Here is an 18,360-nt window from a genome sequence, read left to right as displayed (position 1 = left end):
TTTTCAAGAGTTTTTCAATGTTTGAGTTTTTTTCCATCCGACAAAAGCCGAAACAGTCATAATAATTGCAATAATCAAAAGTCCGAATGTTTCTCTGGCTTCTTCTGATTCCTGGGTTTTCATGCTTAAGTCTTTTTGTTCGAGTTCAAAGTTTATCCACTCACTGACAGATTCTGGGTAGAAATAGATAGCACCCACAATACAGGCAATAATGACGATAGACAATGGAATAAGGGGATGCTTGCCTTTTACAGCAAGGGCAGAGAATAGCGCTGCTGTAAGGTACACAGGGACCCAAATTTCAGGGTCGGGATCATTCAATTGCCAATAGGCAAAGAGAAGAAAGGCAAAAAACCAGAAGATGAAGAAGTACTTTGAGAAGGTTTTCATAGGCTATTGGGTTAATTGCATGAAAGTAGGGAATAATTGGAGGATTGGCAAGAATGAATTTTTAAAAGGGAGGCAATCTAGGATCACCAACGAGGTTTTCCATTTTATTGTTAAATTTGGGTTAAATCTGAAACAGAAACTTTGATTATGGCGGGTTACCAACCTGAGATTATTACCATTCCCGAAGTAAAAATTGATGAAGAGGTTATCTCTAAAGCCAAAGAGGCCATAGAGGTAGAAAGACAGGTCATTGTACATGTGACCATGAGGACTTCCTTCACTTGGTGGCAGCTCCGGATTTGGCCAAGTACTTTCCTAGTTCCCCGTGGGATTGGTCCCGAGTCCAAACTCTTAAATGCTGAGAATATTCCATTTTATCCCCAATGGTTGCACGTTTTCGGAAATACACACAGATTTACCCTCATTTTTGAAGGTCTTCCAGAAGATTGTGAGGTTTTTGATCTGATAGAGAGAATTCCCCAAGAAGGGGGCTTTGAGTATTTTGGCATCAGAAGAAACCGCTCTGATGTATATCATATAGAGCTGGAATAACTCATGCTACAACCTGATAATGAAGAACAATGGTTGTCTGTGGTACTTTAAAGCTTAAAAACTTCCTTTAACTCTTGACTAACAGGGGCATTATCGGGATGGGTTTCCATAATATCAGCCATATAGGCCCACCATTTTTGCACGAGAGGATTTTTGCCCAATTCTTGAGAATTTTTTTCACCATCCAGCTTTTGAAAGGCAAACAAAGTCTGTGTTTCTCTGTCCAGAAATATATGGTACTCTAAGATTCCTGAATCAAAAAGCAGTTGTTTGAGTTCTGGCCAAATGGCATCATGTCTTCTCTGGTATTCTTCCTCCATTCCTGGAAGGAGGTTCATTTTAAAAGCAAAAGTTTTTATGGGCATTATGGATTTTTTTTGTTCCAGTTTTCTTAATGTTTTCGACATGAGCTTTGGACTTTGCCTGCATTTTCCAATGAAACATTTAAAAAAATCTAGTTGAAAATTCACATTTGTAGCGTTTGGGAATGTAGTACAGCAAAGAATTTATTGGTCATATTTCAAGCATTTTTTTACGCTCAGTCCTGAAATCTGCCTTCCGACTTCTCACTTGATCTAGCCTCTCGCTTCTAATTTCTCGTCTCTACCTTAAAACCACTCTCAAACTCTTCGCCCCATGAGCTCCGATCACCAAAGACTGCTCAATGTCAGCAGTTTTGGAAGGCCCGGCAATAAAGAGGCCGAAACCTGAAGGCTGATCTCCAATTCTTTGATAAGCTTCGTGCATATTGGAAACCAGTGATTTTTCCTCCAATACAATCACCAAATGCTCGGTGATAAAGGGCAAAGCCCGTAAGCCCAAGTTTTCATCGGTCAACCAAATGGCACCGTTTTCCGCGACCCCAAATTGACCTTGAATGATAGCTACTTCCAACTCATTTAATTCATGGGCGTCAGAAGGTAAAGGCTGAGTCGAAAGGCTCTCCATTCCCTTGGCCAGGTTGAGAATCTTTTCAAAACGGTTGATGGCTATAAAATCCTTTAATTCGGACTCAGTGATGACTTCCCCCTTATTGGCCTGAATGGATAGCATAAAGGCTACTTTATGATCCATAGGAAATTCAAATGCAGGTATTTCAGGAAGCAATCTGCTTTCTCTCGGTATGGCTTTGATTTTGGCCAAAATGTTTTCTCTGCCGCTCATGACCTGTTCTTTTTGTACCAATCTTTGAAAGTTTCTTTCGGTGTTTCGGGCAGGTCTCTTTGCTTACCCCAGGTGTTCAGACCTGAATAAGTAATGCTGTCAGGCAGGATTTTCAAGGCGCCCCGCATCATGGCTCCGGTTATTTTATAAGCAAAAGGGACTGCAAAAATCCCATTGGCAATTTTCATGGAAATGCTTTTCGCATTGGTCCCTTGGGCTTTGGTGATTTCCTGCCTCCATTCGTAGAGTTGCTCATGGATATTGATCTTTACCGGACAGACATCCGTGCAGGAACCACAAAGGGTAGAGGCAAAGGGTAACGAACTGTGTTTCTTTAAATCAAGGCCTGGAGATAGAATGGAACCTATGGGGCCGGGAACTACCGAGCCATAACTGTAGCCACCACTTCTCCTATAAATGGGACAGGTGTTCATACAGGCACCACAACGGATACATTTCAAAGAGTTTTTGAATTTCTCCCTTGCTAATTGATCCGTACGGCCATTATCTACCAAAACAATATGGATCTCCTTACCCTGAGCTGGGGAGCGGAAGTGTGAATTGTAATTGGTAATGGGTTGACCTGTAGCAGACCGTGCTAACAGCCTGAGGAATACCCCCAAATCCTTTCTTCTGGGAATGATTTTTTCGATGCCCATACAGGCGATGTGTACATCGGCCAAATGCACGCCCATATCGGCATTGCCCTCATTCGTGCAGACCACAAATTCCCCTGTTTCCGCAACACCAAAATTCACTCCGGTAATGGCTACTTTGGCGCCCAAAAACTTTTCCCTCAAATGTAAACGGGCTGCATGGGTGAGGTAAGCTGGATCTTCATTGCCTTTTTCGGTATGCAGTTTTTCATGGAAAAGCTCAGAGATATCCCTTTTCTTCAAGTGAATCGCAGGCAGCACGATATGGCTGGGCGGTTGATTGAGGAACTGTACAATCCGCTCTCCCAAATCCGTATCCACCACTTCCACTCCGCTATTTTCCAAGAAGGGGTTAAGATGACATTCCTCGGTGAGGATGGATTTGCTTTTGACAATGGCTTTGCACTGATGCTTTTGGAGGATACTGAGTACAATTTGGTTGTGTTCTTCTGCATCCTTGGCCCAGTGTACTTGTATACCATTGGCAGTCGCTTTTTCTTCAAATTGCACAAGGTATTCGTATAGATTGGCCAGCACATTGTCTTTGATCTGGGAAGCCAATTCCCTCAATTCTTCCCATTCCGGAATGGTCTTGCTAATGGTGTCCCGCTTGTCCCTGACAAACCAAAGTGTTTCGTCATGCCATTTGGCTTTGGCAGCGTCCTGTAAAAATTCCGATGCTTTGGCTGGATGGCTCATGAGATGGCTTGGTTTAGGATTTCAGCTATATGCATAAATTTCAAGGTCTGTTGATTCCTCTTGGCAATGCCCTCTAGGTGCATGATACAGGACATATCTCCGCCGGTGAGGATTTCCACACCGTGTGTCAAATGATCCTGCAAGCGGTCTTTGCCCATCTGAACCGACAAGGCTTCTTCTGTAACAGCAAAAGTTCCCCCAAATCCGCAGCATTCATCTGTCCTTGTCAATTCCACCCATTCAAGACCTTCTATTTGATCTAGCAACTGCTTGGCTTTGCTGAAAAAGGGTTCGTTTCGCTCTGAGCTAGAGCCCAGCCTCAAACCCCTTTGCCCATGGCAGGAAGCATGGTAGCCCACTTTATGGGGGAAGGACCCTTTGAGATTTTCCACTTTTAACACATCGGTAAGAAATTCAGTCAATTCGAAGATCTTATTATGGAGGCTTTCTTGCTCTTTTTCCATTCCGGCGATCGCCGGTGCATGATCTTTGATGTGCAATACACAACTCCCGGAAGGGGCAACGATGTAGTCATAATCCCCGAATATTTCTACAAAGTGCTTGGTAGTCCCAACAGTATCCCTCTCATATCCTGTATTGGCCATGGGCTGTCCACAGCAGGTCTGTCCAATGGGATAGCTGACCTGACAACCCAGTTTCTCCAATAATTCCAAAGTGGCAATGGCTACGTTGGGGTAGAACTGATCCACGTAACAGGGAATAAAGAGAGCTATATTTTTATTTTGAATCATAAGTTGATGCTACTGCAAGACGGATATTTGTAGATATTAAGATATGGGTTGATATTGATTTGCCCAATTCAATATCTATTAAATATCCAAAAAAGTGATGATTGAAATATCCTGTGGTGTAGGGTTTTTAATGGTTGAAGTTAAAATTTCACTAAAAGAGGTTCGATAAAGAATGTTTACCATTACTTCTAGATGGATTTTCTCCAACCATTTTTCATTCGTAAACACAAATACATTTTTTCAAAGGAAAAATTGATCATTTAAACACTTTTTCAAGGGAAAAAATGTGTAGGCTACATTTTTCCAAAGGAAAATGACCCTAAATCAATCTGATTAAAGGTGTTAATTACCTTAAGATAACTCTTTATTCCATCTTGTTGTGGAGTTCACTAAAAATTTCTTGAATCAAAACTATAAACTTGGTATATTGTCTAAACATTCGTCAGAAGGTAAAACTATGATACATTCACTCTTATATCTGATGCCCCTTTTTTGGTTTCTGCAAACTGAGCATCCCTTGGAAGGGAAATGGAAAATGTATAGAAGCGAATCATATGAAAATATCCTGACTTCAAAAAGCAGGTGGATGTTCAAAAAGGAATAAACAATTAAAGCATGGGGGATTTATTCTATTTTGTCAAACCCGCAGCCTATGTATCAGGTGCACAGGAAGAAGCCAATCCTGGTGATTGGTTTGGTGAAGTTGAAGTGAGTGTGATCAAGCTCCCAAAAACCCTTCAAAGTTTTGTCTGCTGACCAAGCTGTTTGGTGCTCAGGATAGCTTTGGAAAAAAGATGCAGGAAATCTGACTTTCTGATCTTTCCATTTGAATTCATAGGCATATAGCATGCCATCAGTTTCTTCCAGGTAATCTATTTCAGCTTTGTCATGCGTTCTCCAAATCGAAAAATTAGGCCTAAAATTTAGAATACAATCGAAAAAATAGGCCTAAAATTTCGATTTACACTATAGTTTTTATTTGGACTCAAATCAATTAGTCGGATTTTTGATCCATGCCCAAATCAATGCTGGTTAATTTCTGCGCTTCCTTTTTTTAAGAAAATCGGATTAATTGCCTATATTTCAAACTAATGTTTCTACATTTCGTTTTTTGGGATTTAATTAAACTTCTCTTAGGTTAAAAAATCTCAATTGGTTGAATGATACAGAGGCAAAAGAATCAACTTGATTAAACTTTGTGCCTTTGAGTCTTTGTGGCAGTCTAAATCAAATTTATTATGGTCAGCGTTTATATAGGAGTATTTTTTATTGCGATAGGTATTTTGGTGAAGAAATTCCCCAATCTAATGGCCGGATACAATCAACTGTCCCAAAAAGAAAAGGCAAACGCCATTGCCAATGGTTTGCCCACTTTCGGATGTGCAGTTTTTGTAGTGATGGGATTGGTCTCTATATCAGGGTATTTTCTGGGGATATGGTTGGATCAACCTGGAATAGGTGACGGCCTAGGCTTAATGGTAACCTTGATAGGGGTGGTAGTTTTGATTGTATTTGGCAATAGCTTTACCAGAGAGCGGGTAAAATAAAATTGCTTTAGCTTTTAGTTAACATAAATACAACGCATAATGGGGAGCATATTTGAAAAACCAAGAATATTGATTTTCATGCTGATTGGATGTTTCTGCTTAGGGAGTTGTGCGATAGAGGAGCCCGTTGATGAACAGTTTTCTGCTTGTGGAACTTCCGATGCCTTAAGGGAGCTTCCCTGGTTAAAAGAACAATTTGAGCTGATCAAAAGCGCACCTAGCGGGATCATTTTGTACCAATACAATTCCAGGGAAGTAATCGAGATACAGTCTTCCTTGATGAGTTCTACCAATCAATCGCAGTATTACTGTGATGGAACTAAACTGAATTTTGATGGTCCGGAAGTATATCAGGATTTTTTGACGAACCGGGTTGAGGTAAAAATTCTTCATGGCATCAATTTGTGGGGAAAATAGCCTAGCAGGTTGGGATTTACTGGATTAAGATATTTTTTAGGGGGATAGCTACTCCTAATCGCAATTTTTATATAAAATCAGCGATCATAATCGCAGAATTCATATGATTTCTGCGATTATATGCCTTTGCCCGACATTTTTAAAGTTTAACTCACCAACATCCCCGCCCCCAGCGCCGTCCCCAGAGCAAAATCCGTGGTTTCAATACTGATTCCGGGCAGTTTATCCTTGAGTATCTCCACAAAAATGGGATTAGCAGTGAAACCTCCGTAGATATAGTTTTCCTTTGGGTAGTGAAATTTAGGTTTCAAGGAAGGAGGCAAGGAGAAATACCTCCTAAGCTTAGTTTTCTGATCCATCAGGATAACTGCTAATTTGAAAATAGGGAAGAAATCCTTTTGGATACGGCATCCTTTACCCTGAAATATAAAAATAGAAATTTTAATTTTCAGGGTAAATAATTAATTTTACTTCATGATTAAACGAATGATAACTGAGGAGTTGCTCGGGCTTATTTCATTTTTCCCGGCAGTGGGACTCCTAGGCCCTCGGCAGGTTGGAAAAACCACTTTGTCAAAATTGCTGGCAGATAAAATCAAGAAAGAAATACTGTATCTGGATTTAGAGCTTCCGTCTGATTTAGCAAAGCTAGAGGAACCGGAGTTATTTCTTCAACAATTCAAGAATCATTGTATTGTTATTGATGAGGTGCAGCGCAAACCCGATTTGTTTCCGGTCCTAAGGGCATTGATAGACCAGCATCGCTTGCCGGGAAGGTTTATGTTACTCGGGTCGGCTTCGCCTGAACTTATCCGTGACAGTTCTGAATCTTTAGCCGGTAGAATTTCTTATAAGGAGTTAAGTCCTTTCAATCTTACTGAGGTTTTGGACTTGTTCCAAATGGACCAACACTGGTTCAGAGGTGGTTTTCCAGATGCTTTGCTTGCACCTACTGATACTTTAAGTAAAAACTGGGTCAGGAGTTTTATACAAAGTTATGTGGAACGGGAACTACCCATGCTTGGCCTACAAGTATCACCTGTACAGATCCGGCGGTTTTGGTCTATGCTGGCACATCTTCAAGGCGCATTGTGGAATGCAAGTACCCTCGCAAACTCCTTGGGCGTAACCGCTCCTACCGTAAAACGATACCTTGATTTTATGGAGCAGGCATACCTTGTGAGAAAGTTGCCTGCCTTTCACAATAATGCCAAAAAGCGACTGGTCAAAGCCCCTAAAGTATATATTCGCGACAGTGGGATTTTGCATCACCTTGCCGGTATTTTGGATATGGAACAACTGCTGGGACACCCATTGCTGGGAGCATCTTGGGAAGGTTATGTCATAGAACAGATCAGTCAGGTAATCAGTCCGGACATTGAAATGTTTTTTTACAGGACTCATGAAGGAACGGAGTGTGATCTGGTGCTTAGAAGGGGAGCGAGAACTTTGACATGTATTGAAATAAAATATACCTCTGCCCCCAAAGTAAGTAAAGGCTACCGCATCGCAGTAGAAGATTTAGGTTCTTTAAAAAACTTTATCATTACCCCTGCATCTTCCGATTACCTTGCTGATGGCCAAATTCGTGTTTGCAACCTCAAGATTTTTTTAGCTAAGTACTTGCCGATTATAGAAACTTGAAAGGGCCTTTTATATTTTAGTCTGCCTCTCAAAATTTACCATTTCGAGTACAGATCACAGGAATTTTTAATTCATTCTTTTGCCGTAGAATATTAGGACTGAAAATCCTATTCATCTAAATCCGGTTACGAACCGCAGGAAAAGCAGGCTTTATTTTCTAACCGGTTAAAATTACACTTCAATTTTTTTCAAAAACTATAAAAAAAGTTTTTTATTCCAGAAAACCAACTAATACTTATCAATTAGTTGTTTTTAGGGGGGGGTAACCTAAGTTTTTAGAACAATGTTTGGTTTTTGGGTCCTAGAAAGGCAGAGCTAAGTGCAAAAAACTGATTAAGAGTGGTTTATGTGTTAGCAATATTCAAAAATAAGTTTTAATATTATTGAAGAATCATGTATGTTTTATTCAATAATTTATGAGAAATATAATTTTATTCGCAATTAAAATTTCCCGGAATGTGAGGAGATATTTCTCCCTAGCTTTGATATTGATAGGCCAGAGTGGATGTTTGGAAAAGGAAGAATTTGAAACTTTTGAACTTGAAGGTTCTATTGTAGGGTTTAACTATTGTTCTTTTCATCAAAACGGAAGAGTTGGATACGTTATTATTTCAAATGATCTGGCAGATACCATAGCCACTTATAGCTTGTCTCCCTCACGGCTTCGTCTGCCTGCCCCTGTGGGTACAAATTCCAATAGACCGATTTTCACAATTCCGGAGGAAGCTTTCTACCATGAAGGTGTAGTTCGCTCAGCTGAAATGTTGTCCCAGACATTTCCTATAAAAGTGAAGTACCGGAGAGCTACCCAAAAGGAAAAGGATGGGAGTATTAGGGGTTGTCTTACAGCAGATACAACCGCAAGTTTTGCACCGGGCATTTGGTTGGATAAATTGGTAGTTGTACAAAGTGCTTCAATAAATTAGTTCAATCTTAAATAAATTTTATGAAACAAGTTTTAACTGGATTTCTAATCATAGCTTTAATCGGACTATTAGCTTTGAGCTTTCAGCAAAAGTCAGTTCAGTCATTTTATTATGCCTTTGATGAAAAAATTGAACTTATACATTCAAAGGATAAATTGATAGTTTTATTCATGAAAGATTCTATTTTGAATAAAGAGAGATTGATGACTGAGTATCCTATTCTGAATAGTTATGCTTTCGTGATAAGGGATAACAATACTGTTATTGTTCACAATCTTAAAGCTGAAACAAAAAAAAATTTGATAGAATCTATAAAAACCAATCAAGATATAATAGTCAATCCAGTATATGAAACAGCAGAAGGAGCGGAATTAGGATTTACAGATAAGTTTATAGTTGAATTAAAGCCAGGATTTTCTAAAAGAGAATTAGAAAAATTGAATATAAAAAATAATGTCAAGGTATTTAAGGAAACCGAAGATTTTTTTGTTTTAAGAGTCTCCAAAGATGTGGATGTATTAGAAATTGCAAACTCTTATTTTGAAACTGGGAAGTTTATTTTTAGTCACCCGGACTTTTATATGAATATTGAATTAAATCAAGTTTCTAATGACCCCTATTTTACGAACCAATTTTATCTACACAATACCGGGCAAGTAATTGCTGACGGTCGCTTTGGTACACCGGATGCAGATATAGATGCTCCAGAGGCTTGGACCGTTACCACCGGCAGTTCAAATATAACAGTTGCCGTTATTGATACTGGAGTTTCTCCCAACCATGTTGATTTACCAAATTCCAGGCAGGTCCGTTTGAATGGTAGTAATTTTACAAATCATGGCACAAAAAATAACCCTTCGCCAGGTGGAACCTATAGAGGTGCGGCACATGGTGATGCTGTCTCTGGAATTATTGCTGCAACGCGGAATAATGGTATTGGAATTACAGGAGTTGCACCTGGAGTAAAAATAATGCCAATCCGGATTATTAATGGTGATGGTTTTATTACTTCAAATGCAAATTTGGCTGATGCAATAGATTTTGCCCGGATAAATAATGCAGATGTAATTAATTGTAGCTGGACTTTTCCAGGATTTACTAATCCTAATCATGTCCCAGCAATTGTTCGTGCAATAGAAAGGGCAACTATTTCTGGTAGAAATGGACTTGGAAGTGTCGTGGTCTTTGGTGCAGGTAATAATGCAAATCATGTAAATAATTTACCAGGTACAATTACATTTCCTGCAAATGTGACCGTGCCAGGTGTATTTGCTGTAGGTGCTTCTGACAGGTACGACATGCAGGCGAACTACAGTCCATCATCTAATTTTACTACCTCTGAGAATCAGTTTATAGATATTGTTGCACCTTCAAGTAGGGCCATACATACACAAATCCCAGGTGAGACAAATGAAGTTTTTACTATTGACATGCCTGGTAATCCAGGCTATAATCCTGTAAAATCTAATCAAAGCTTAGGTCCTCTTGCACCTACCGGTTCCTTATTACCTTCTACAGGTCCAAATCATCTTGATTTCACGGGTAGGTTTGGTGGTACTTCGGCTGCAGCACCACAAGTAGCAGGTGCTGCGGCCCTTGTTTTGTCTGTAAACCCTGGATTGACCCAAATGGACGTCTTTAACATTCTTACCCAGACCGCTGATAAAGTAGGTGGATATACCTATAACCACAATGGGCGAAGCACCCAATTGGGATTTGGAAGGTTGAATGTCTGTAGGGCTGTAACAGCTGCAGCGGTAATCAACGGACCATCACTGATTTGTTCAACTGGACAATTTTTTATGGGTAGTTCCTTGCCTACTGGTTCTATATTAAATGCATGGCAATCTTCCAATCCATCTGGTCTTTCCATCAATAGTTCTACCGGATCAGCCACACGTCTCAACAATTATAATGGACCAATAACAATCACTGCCAATATCACCAATGGTTGTGGTACAGCCTCTGCTTCAAGAACTATCTGGGTCGGTACCCCCCATATTACCAATATGAGGGTCAACAACCAGCCTGTTTGGCCAAGCCAAAATGTACCATTATGTCCGGGAAACCACTTTCTTAATGTCACTCCTGTCGGTGGAAATGTAGGAACTGCCACCTGGACAGTTCCTTCGGGTGTTACTCATTGGATCGGAAACAATACGATGGACTTTACTTTTCCGTCTCATATGTCATCCATTACAATCTCCGCAAGGGCTTCCAATTTTTGTGGACAAGGTGCCAACTACAATTTCTTCCTAACGAGACAGACATGGGGGTGCCCAAGCTCTTTTGCTATGGTAGCTTACCCTAATCCTACCAGTGATATCTTAAATATAGAAATGATGCCTGTCACAGCAGATGTTTCTAAGGAAGATGCACCAGCTATTGAGTCCGCCCTCCTACTGAATTCAGAAGGTAGGGAAATGGCCAAAGGTTACAGGGAAGGTTCAAAAATTGTTTTCGATGTCAGAAGCCTGAAAAAGGGTATTTACTTTATCCATGTAACAGTGGACGGGGAAATCATAAGAGAACAGATTCTGATTGAGTAATGAACCTTTATGAAAAGAATAGGGGAGAGCTTCTCAAGCTTCCCCCTTTTTATTTTCACTAAAATATTGTGTTTTAATCTACCTTTATCCATAAAAATACAATTCTGAACCGTTTCACTCCCGGTGTCCTCGTTTCTATTTCTATTTTTTTCAACCCTATAACGAATCACATTCCGCTCTCGGGATATTCGCTTTGATTTCAATTATATTTCCATCAATATCCCCTAATCCTACTTTCTCAAATTATTCATTGAAGGAAGAAACCTGCCAGGTTTATGGGCTTTAATCGCAAAGGGTAACAATTTAAAGGTTAAAAAACCTGGCAGGTTTGACTCCTTCCACAACATGACAAAGTAGGACTAATATCTATTCAAATAAATTTAAAGATTAACCATTCACCAACATCCCCGCCCCCAGCGCCGTCCCCAATGCAAATTCCGTGGTCTCGATCGTTACTCTCTGCAATTTTTCCCTTAGCATCCCTACAAAAATGGGATTGGCGTTGAAGCCCTCGTCGAAATAGAGTTTTTTCACTTGGGGGCTTACTTTTTTAGAAGGAAGATAGAGATCTCCGAAGTTTAGGTGTCTGATCCATCAGGATACTTGCTAAATTGAAAATATGGAAGAAAACCTTACAGGTACAGTATCAATTACCCTGAAATTTAAAAATATTATTTTTAAATTTCAGGGTAAAGAATTAAATTTACTTCATGATTAAACGAATGATAACCGAGGAGTTGCTCGGACTTATTTCATTTTTCCCGGCAGTAGGACTCCTTGGTCCCCGACAAGTAGGCAAAACCACTTTGTCAAAACTGTTGGCAGATAAAATCAATAAAGAAATACTGTATCTGGATTTAGAGCTTCCGTCTGATTTAGCAAAGCTGGAAGAACCGGAGTTATTTCTTCAACAATTCAAAGATCATTGTATAGTTATTGATGAGGTGCAGCGCAAACCCGATTTGTACCCTGTGCTAAGGGCATTGATAGACCAACATCGCGTGCCGGGAAGGTTCATGTTGCTCGGGTCTGCTTCGCCGGAACTTATCCGTGACAGTTCTGAATCTTTAGCCGGCAGAATTTCTTATAAGGAGTTAAGTCCTTTCAACCTTACTGAGGTTTTGGACTTGCCTCAAATGGACCAACACTGGTTCAGAGGTGGTTTTCCCGATGCTTTACTTGCACCTACTGATACTTTAAGTAAAAACTGGATCAGGAGTTTTATACAAAGTTATGTGGAACGGGAACTTCCCATGCTTGGACTACAAGTATCTCCTGTACTGATCCGGCGGTTTTGGTCTATGCTGGCACATCTTCAAGGCGCATTGTGGAACGCCAGTACCCTCGCAAACTCCTTGGGCGTAACCGCTCCTACCGTAAAACGATACCTTGATTTTATGGAGCAGGCATACCTTGTCAGAAAGTTGCCTGCCTATCACAATAATGCCAAAAAGCGACTGGTAAAAGCTCCTAAAGTATATATTCGCGATAGTGGGATTCTACATCACCTTGCCGGTATCTTGGATATGGAGCAGCTACTTGGACACCCACTTCTGGGGGCATCTTGGGAAGGTTATGCTATCGAACAAATCAGTCAGGTAATCAGTCCTGACATTGAAATGTTTTTTTATAGGACTCACGAGGGAACGGAGTGCGATTTGGTGCTTAGAAGGGGAGCGAGAACTTTGGCTTGTATTGAAATAAAATTTACTTCTGCCCCCAAAGTAAGTAAAGGCTACCGCATCGCAGTAGAAGATTTAGGTTCTTTAAAAAACTTCATCATTACCCCTGCATCTTCCGATTACCTTGCTGATGGCCAAATTCGTGTTTGCAACCTCAAGATTTTTTTAGCAAAGTACTTGCCGATTATAGAAACTTGAAAGGGCCTTTTATATTTTAGTCTGCCTCTCAAAATTTAACATACCGAGTACAGACACATGAATTGTAATTCATTCTTTTGCCGTAGAATATTAGGACTGAAAATCCTATTCATCTAAATCCGGTAACGAACAGCAAGAAAAGCAAGCTTTATTTTCTATCCGGTTAAAAATGCACTCCAAATTTTTTTCAAAAACTATGAAAAAAGTTTTTAATTCCAGAAAATCAACTAATGCTTATCAATTAGTTTGTTTTCGGGGGGGGTAACCTAAGGTTTTAGAATAATGTTTTGTTTTTGGGGATCTTAAATATGTAAATCTCTATAATTCAGGTGGTTGGATTGGAACAACTGGTTTGAAATTTATTTTTTATCGTTTAATTTTAAAATTCTTCTGTCAAATTATTCTTTCTGTCAAATTAATGGAAACTAAAAATAAGTTGAAAGATCTAATTTATTTACCAGACAAAAATCTATTTGGATTGATTGGGATTTCTTATTTAAACAAGAAAAATCAAATGAGTTGGGAAATTTTAATAGAAAAGAACAATTGATAAAACTTACCTTTTCTATTTCTTTTATTATGATAAGTTTTAATAATGGAATAAAGTTTTTAATCAAAATGAACACAAAAATAATAAAACATGCGTCTTTCATATCAGTACAATTTATTTGCCTATTTCTCCCTTCATATATATTTGGGCAAAAAATAATTAAAGGTCAAGTCCTGGAAGAAACTGATACACCTCTACCTTACGCATTGATTTTTTTTAAGTCCGGAAATAAAATTTTATCATCAACTTCAGCTGATTCCCTTGGTTTATTTGAAATGCCAATTAAATTTGTCAATAACTCCTATTTGCAGGCTTCATACGCAGGAGATACCTCGGCAAAAGTCAATATTGATTCCGCTACATATTTTTATAGATTAATTATTAATCATAAACAACTTGAAGAAGTAACTGTAAATACTTCTAGTCCCTTTATCGAAAAGAAAGTAGATAGAACAGTTTTTCACATAGGGAATAGACCTTCTTTTCAATTTAAATCAATAATTGAAATATTAAATAATATTCCTCGCGTTACAGTCATTCAGAATGAAATTATTATCAGGGGAAAGGGCAGTGCTCAAATATTAATAAATGATCGACCGGTGAATCTTCGCGGAAGGGATTTGATTGATTACCTAAGAATATTTCAAAGTGATATTTCAAGTATAGAGATTATCCCAAACCCTCCTGCCAAATATGACGCAGAAGGAGGGGGAGGATTGATTAATATTGTGCTAAAGAAAAGTAATGCTAGAGGATATTCTGGTCATATTCAATCAGCAATTCTTAAAAACACTTATTCGCAAACTCAAAATAATGGTGTCATTCGAATTAGAAATAAGAATTGGGGTGTGACAATAGGGGTGAACTTTTCAACCGGAGCCTATTTAGCAACTGAGAGAGAAGAAATTTTTTTTCTTGACCGACCTATCTCTTGGTTGGATGATGCTAATAATACTATTAGGTTGAGGAATTGGTTACCTAATATTGGATGGGAGTATAATATTAGTTCAAATAGCAAAATAGTTGGTAATTATTCCTTTCAGAGAAGTAATTTTAAAACAGATATAAACCAAATTTTGAATTATTCCCAACTTAGCTTAATTGACTCTATTGGAATTACTACAGGAAGTGAAAGAAATATTAGTCAAACCCATCTAGTGGGTCTTTCTTATGAAAAAAACCTAAAATCAGCCAATTCTAAATTCATTTATTCTATTGATTTTGTCAGAAGAAATAATGATCAGGCTGCAATGGCAACTACAATTTCTTATTTTTCCGATAAGAAAACTCCCACTGGGAACTGGCAAGGATTTTCAACTAGTGGAATATCAGCAAGACAAATTTTTAGTAATTCAGCGGATTGGTATTTATCCAAGCCAAATTTAAACCTGGATTTGGAATTAGGTATGAAGTTTTCTTCTATTACCAATACAAGCAAAATAGGTTATGACCAGACAGAAAATGGAAAATCTATATTCGGTAATGAAATTATAACCCGAAATATTTTTAATTATGATGAGTTAATACCTGCTGCTTACTTTTCAATCAATCACTCGAAAGGAAAATTAGCGTCCAAAATAGGTCTTCGATATGAAGGTACTATTATGATTAGTGAGTCTGAGGATACAGGTGAATTCTCTCAAAATCGTTTTAACAATATTTTTCCAAGTGTTTTTTTTAAATACAACCTAGGTTCCGAATCAAGTATTGATTTTTCTTATGCAAGACGAGTTAATCGTCCTAGAATTTGGGATATAAATCCATATAGGTGGTATCAAAATATATTAATGTATTCCGTTGGAAATCCATTTTTAATTCCAAGTATTCAAGATAATATAGAATTTAATACTACTGTAAAAAATACTGTATTTATCAACCTTTTTTACAACAATGAGAAAAATCCAATAATCACACTTCCATTTCAAATGGACAATCAGGTTATAGAGAACAGAAAAGTTAATAATGGTCTTAACAAAAATTATGGCGTCAACCTCGACTGGGATTGGAGCTTTGTAGATTGGCTCGAAAGTAATTTTAGTATTGGCTTAAGTGGATATACTTTTCAAACCAATAACTTTAATTTCCTGACCAAAAGAAGACCATTGGTTTTTGATTTTTCAACCATTCATGATTTCGAGTTTTCCAACAGCTTCTTTGGAAGCCTTAATTTTATGGGGACTTTACCAGGTGGTGCATTTGAAGTTCTTACCCAAAATGGGAGCTTTAAGCTGGATATTTCACTTAAAAAATTATTTTACAATAACAGAATAGAGTTAAACCTTAATATTGAGGATATTTTCAGGAGCAGTCAGCCTATATACAATCTTATAACAGATACTTTTATCAGTAATTCTTTTTCATACTATGATTTTCAATCAATATTAATTGGGGTCAGGTATAGGTTTGGAAATGAATTTCGAATAGCAGGGAAGAAAAACACAATAAGTAATGAACAAATGAGAATAAGATGATTAAAAGATAACGCATTTCAGACTAAAAAACTTGGTTCGTTAAGTAGCAAATAACCTAAAACTATGCTACAATATCGTTTAACTTAAATAATTTATCAATGTTAAAAGAAAAGCTTCAAAAACTCGCTGAATTATCAAGTAATGTTAATTCGCAGATTGAAATTATCTCTGATGAAAGTGCAGAGAAGTTATTAGGTGGGTGTAATAATCTCCAAAGTTGCAAAACATTTACTGGAAGTTGTCCGAATTTAGATTCGTGTAAAAGGTTTAATGAACAAACATAATAGTTTTTAAAACATTAATCTTCAATTGATTGAGCTGGTGCATGCAAATGCACCAGCATTTCAAAAGTTATAATCAAACAAAAGTAAAAACTATGAATCTTATTTTATCTAAATACCACCTCACAACGGACCTATTGGATGAATTTGGTTTTATTGGTAAAAGAATAATTTTTTCAACAAGATCAGCTACATCCATAATGATAGATGAATTTACTTATCAAAATCTTCAGGAATCAAAATTAAACCAAATAGACGTTAAAACATTAAAAACGTTGATTGAAAAAGAAATACTAATCCCGGAAGAAGAAGATGAGTTCAAATATATTGTTGATGTTAATACTAATTTTAAATTAGATGAAAATTTTTTATCTCTAACAATTCAACCATCTGCGAATTGTCAACTCGGTTGCCATTACTGTGGTCAAGTTCATACTAAAAATTATGCAAATGATGCGGTAATTGAAAAATATGAAGAGCGAGTTGACCATCTTTTAAATAAGGGTAAAAAATATGATGGACTTTCAATAACTTGGTATGGTGGGGAACCATTGACAGGATATAATGCAATAAAGAAGGCTTCTCAAAAATTTATCAGCCTGTGTAAATCCAAAGGGATGGGGTATTTATCAGATATGATAACGAATGGACTTAGTCTTAAACCTTCATTATTTGAAGACCTTGTTGAGAATTGTTTGGTTACAAATTATCAAATAACCATAGACGGAGATGCAGCATATCACGACAAACGCAGGCATACCAAATCTGGTGGTCCTACTTTCGACATTATTATGCAAAATATAGTAGATGTAACAAATACAAAAACTTATAATGATAAGAACTGCAATATTACTATCAGAGTAAACATTGATAAGACAAATTATAATTCAGTTAATAGTTTAATTGATATAATAAAAGAAAAGGAGTTACAAAATAAAATAAGTATTTATTTCACTCCTGTTGTTGATTTTGGTGGAAATGATGCAGGAAAAGAAAGCCTAAAAATGAATGATTTTGCGAACAAAGAAATTGAATGGCTGCTAAAATGTTATGAATATAATATTCCTATTTCTGTCCTTCCAAAACGGACTTATTCTGTTTGTATGGTAGAAAAGGAAGATTCAGAAGTTCTCGATGCTTTTGGCAATATTTACGCATGTTGGGAATTCCCTTATTCTCCCGTTTATGCAAAAGGGGAGAGTTTAATTGGGAATCTATTTTCTCCATCAGAGACATATAATAGGAATGCGACACTAAGAAATTGGAATGAAGTGCTTGAATCTGGAAAAACATGGTGTAAAACATGTGTCCATTTGCCGGTCTGTGGTGGCGGATGTCCAAAATCATGGCATGAGGGGACTCCTGCATGCCCCCCATTTAAATCAAATTTCAAGGATAAGCTACTTCTTGATTATTATATAAAAAAGACAAAATCATTACCTGCAAATGAATAATTTTAAACAAAAAGAAAAAATTCTTATTTTGCTTCATGAACTTTATAAGAAAAAAAAGCCAATCAATAATGGTTTTCATATTTTTTATAAACTTCTCGATTCTGCAAAAGATTTCTTATCAGATGCAGAAATTAGGTATCTATTATGGGTGTTTGTAACCAATGAAAAAGCCTTAAATGAGGCAAGAAAAAAAAACATAAACAGCAGCAAATATCTTTATGATAAACTTTTTGAAAATCATAAAAAAAGACACTATCCCGATAAGTGTGTAAACTTTAAATTATGATTTTATGGTCAGGTTTCAAGAAGCCTGACCCTATCACCAAATATAAGCAGGAAACTGTTAAGGATAGTACCCCAGTCTCGAATGGGCATAGTCCATTTTTTCGATGCTTCCCTTGCAGCGAGGAAAACAGACTTCATAACAG

The 18,360-nt window shown here is 37.6% G+C and carries 18 protein-coding genes and 1 pseudogene; 11 read left to right on the top strand and 8 right to left on the bottom strand.

The window, feature by feature from the left end:
• Positions 1-3: 3 nt before the first annotated feature.
• The gene (locus CLV48_RS08755) at positions 4-390 is read right to left on the bottom strand and encodes a transmembrane 220 family protein (RefSeq protein WP_106566907.1); all 387 of its coding nucleotides are present in this window, start codon (positions 388-390) and stop codon (positions 4-6) included.
• 147 nt (positions 391-537) lie between these two features.
• On the opposite strand from CLV48_RS08755, the gene CLV48_RS08750 reads away from it, so the two are divergent.
• Positions 538-942 carry a hypothetical protein gene (locus CLV48_RS08750; RefSeq protein ID WP_106566906.1) on the top strand — a complete coding sequence of 135 codons (405 nt, stop codon included), beginning with the start codon at positions 538-540 and terminating at the stop codon, positions 940-942.
• A gap of 47 nt (positions 943-989) precedes the next feature.
• Here CLV48_RS08750 and rhaM read toward each other — a convergent pair whose 3' ends face one another.
• The 4 genes from rhaM to CLV48_RS08730 form a co-directional block, all read right to left on the bottom strand.
• Positions 990-1,349, bottom strand: coding sequence for an L-rhamnose mutarotase (gene rhaM / locus CLV48_RS08745; RefSeq protein ID WP_245889511.1), 360 nt, complete (start codon positions 1,347-1,349; stop codon positions 990-992).
• A 196-nt stretch (positions 1,350-1,545) separates the two neighbouring features.
• On the bottom strand, positions 1,546-2,106 hold the full coding sequence (locus CLV48_RS08740; protein ID WP_106566905.1) for a LutC/YkgG family protein: 561 nt from the start codon (positions 2,104-2,106) through the stop codon (positions 1,546-1,548).
• On the bottom strand, positions 2,103-3,461 hold the full coding sequence (locus CLV48_RS08735) for a lactate utilization protein B (RefSeq protein WP_106566904.1): 1,359 nt from the start codon (positions 3,459-3,461) through the stop codon (positions 2,103-2,105). Before CLV48_RS08735 ends, CLV48_RS08740 begins: the two co-directional genes overlap by 4 nt.
• On the bottom strand, positions 3,458-4,213 hold the full coding sequence (locus CLV48_RS08730) for a (Fe-S)-binding protein (protein ID WP_106566903.1): 756 nt from the start codon (positions 4,211-4,213) through the stop codon (positions 3,458-3,460). Before CLV48_RS08730 ends, CLV48_RS08735 begins: the two co-directional genes overlap by 4 nt.
• 615 nt (positions 4,214-4,828) lie before the next feature.
• Between CLV48_RS08730 and CLV48_RS20530 the strand changes: the two genes are divergently transcribed.
• The 3 genes from CLV48_RS20530 to CLV48_RS08715 all read left to right on the top strand — a co-directional run bounded on the left by CLV48_RS20530 (position 4,829) and on the right by CLV48_RS08715 (position 6,177).
• On the top strand, positions 4,829-4,969 hold the full coding sequence (locus tag CLV48_RS20530) for a hypothetical protein (RefSeq protein WP_170069000.1): 141 nt from the start codon (positions 4,829-4,831) through the stop codon (positions 4,967-4,969).
• Between the two features lie 482 nt (positions 4,970-5,451).
• Positions 5,452-5,760: a DUF3784 domain-containing protein gene (locus tag CLV48_RS08720; protein ID WP_106566902.1), complete on the top strand. Its 309-nt coding sequence runs from the start codon at positions 5,452-5,454 to the stop codon at positions 5,758-5,760.
• Between the two features lie 39 nt (positions 5,761-5,799).
• On the top strand, positions 5,800-6,177 hold the full coding sequence (locus tag CLV48_RS08715) for a hypothetical protein (protein ID WP_106566901.1): 378 nt from the start codon (positions 5,800-5,802) through the stop codon (positions 6,175-6,177).
• Positions 6,178-6,323: 146 nt separating this feature from the next.
• Here the strand turns inward: CLV48_RS08715 and CLV48_RS08710 are convergent, their stop codons facing one another.
• Positions 6,324-6,536 (bottom strand): hypothetical protein, encoded by a 213-nt coding sequence (locus CLV48_RS08710; RefSeq protein WP_009185154.1) that lies wholly within the window; start codon positions 6,534-6,536, stop codon positions 6,324-6,326.
• A gap of 115 nt (positions 6,537-6,651) precedes the next feature.
• On the opposite strand from CLV48_RS08710, the gene CLV48_RS08705 reads away from it, so the two are divergent.
• From CLV48_RS08705 to CLV48_RS08695, 3 genes are all read left to right on the top strand, one after another.
• Positions 6,652-7,821 carry an ATP-binding protein gene (locus tag CLV48_RS08705; RefSeq protein ID WP_106566900.1) on the top strand — a complete coding sequence of 390 codons (1,170 nt, stop codon included), beginning with the start codon at positions 6,652-6,654 and terminating at the stop codon, positions 7,819-7,821.
• 458 nt (positions 7,822-8,279) lie between these two features.
• Positions 8,280-8,747: a hypothetical protein gene (locus tag CLV48_RS08700; RefSeq protein ID WP_146140082.1), complete on the top strand. Its 468-nt coding sequence runs from the start codon at positions 8,280-8,282 to the stop codon at positions 8,745-8,747.
• Positions 8,748-8,767: 20 nt separating this feature from the next.
• The gene (locus CLV48_RS08695; protein ID WP_106566898.1) at positions 8,768-11,296 is read left to right on the top strand and encodes a S8 family serine peptidase; all 2,529 of its coding nucleotides are present in this window, start codon (positions 8,768-8,770) and stop codon (positions 11,294-11,296) included.
• A gap of 387 nt (positions 11,297-11,683) precedes the next feature.
• Here the strand turns inward: CLV48_RS08695 and CLV48_RS08690 are convergent, their stop codons facing one another.
• Positions 11,684-11,830, bottom strand: coding sequence for a hypothetical protein (locus tag CLV48_RS08690; RefSeq protein WP_242617422.1), 147 nt, complete (start codon positions 11,828-11,830; stop codon positions 11,684-11,686).
• 176 nt (positions 11,831-12,006) lie between these two features.
• Here CLV48_RS08690 and CLV48_RS08685 point away from each other — a divergent pair, with 176 nt between their 5' ends.
• The 4 genes from CLV48_RS08685 to CLV48_RS08670 all read left to right on the top strand — a co-directional run bounded on the left by CLV48_RS08685 (position 12,007) and on the right by CLV48_RS08670 (position 18,218).
• Positions 12,007-13,176 carry an ATP-binding protein gene (locus tag CLV48_RS08685; protein ID WP_106566897.1) on the top strand — a complete coding sequence of 390 codons (1,170 nt, stop codon included), beginning with the start codon at positions 12,007-12,009 and terminating at the stop codon, positions 13,174-13,176.
• A gap of 618 nt (positions 13,177-13,794) precedes the next feature.
• A complete protein-coding gene (locus tag CLV48_RS08680) occupies positions 13,795-16,197 on the top strand; it encodes an outer membrane beta-barrel family protein (protein WP_170068999.1) in 2,403 nt (800 codons plus the stop codon).
• A 376-nt stretch (positions 16,198-16,573) separates the two neighbouring features.
• The gene (locus CLV48_RS08675) at positions 16,574-17,932 is read left to right on the top strand and encodes a radical SAM/SPASM domain-containing protein (protein ID WP_170068998.1); all 1,359 of its coding nucleotides are present in this window, start codon (positions 16,574-16,576) and stop codon (positions 17,930-17,932) included.
• Complete coding sequence (locus tag CLV48_RS08670) at positions 17,925-18,218, top strand: hypothetical protein (protein ID WP_106566894.1); 294 nt, start codon at positions 17,925-17,927, stop codon at positions 18,216-18,218. The genes CLV48_RS08675 and CLV48_RS08670 overlap by 8 nt, the downstream gene beginning before the upstream one ends.
• Before the next feature lie 8 nt (positions 18,219-18,226).
• Here CLV48_RS08670 and CLV48_RS20905 read toward each other — a convergent pair.
• Positions 18,227-18,360: pseudogene (locus CLV48_RS20905) on the bottom strand (IS256 family transposase); the annotation flags it as partial.

It is taken from the genome of Cecembia rubra, assembly GCF_003014575.1.
Lineage (GTDB): Bacteria > Bacteroidota > Bacteroidia > Cytophagales > Cyclobacteriaceae > Cecembia_A > Cecembia_A rubra.
The sequence above is the reverse complement of the archived record's forward strand: the minus strand, read 5'-3'. Positions and strand labels throughout refer to the sequence as shown.